This window comes from Faecalibacterium sp. DFI.5.82, from assembly GCF_029076575.1.
GTDB lineage: Bacteria > Bacillota > Clostridia > Oscillospirales > Ruminococcaceae > Faecalibacterium > Faecalibacterium duncaniae.
In genome coordinates, this window is record NZ_JARFIS010000934.1 from 1 (window position 1) to 294 (window position 294).

Below are 294 nucleotides of genomic sequence, written 5' to 3' on the forward strand. Positions count from 1 at the left end.
CTGACGGATAAGAATGTGATTCCTGGTCTGACAAGTGGCAACCCGGCGGTGAAGGGCAGTGCCAAGTATGATGTGCTGTTCAAAGATACTAGCGCATACAATCTGGCAGACAGAATCGGTGTAGCCTTTGTAAAAACAGAAAACAGTGCTGGTTTGACAACGACTTATCAGCTGGTCTGCCTGTTCGACGTGAACTGAGCGTTCCCCGTATGATGATCACCGCCAGCAGGACCAGCACAAAATAGATAAAGAACTTGTAGAGACCTTCCGCCGAGCGGGAAGATCTTTCGGTGG

The 294-nt window shown here is 49.7% G+C and carries 1 protein-coding gene; it reads left to right on the top strand.

What is annotated here, in order from left to right:
* Nucleotides 1–198, top strand: a 198-nt coding sequence (locus P0G09_RS19555) for a hypothetical protein (protein ID WP_275253511.1), incomplete at its 5' end; no start/stop codon positions are given.
* Nucleotides 199–294: the final 96 nt, after the last annotated feature.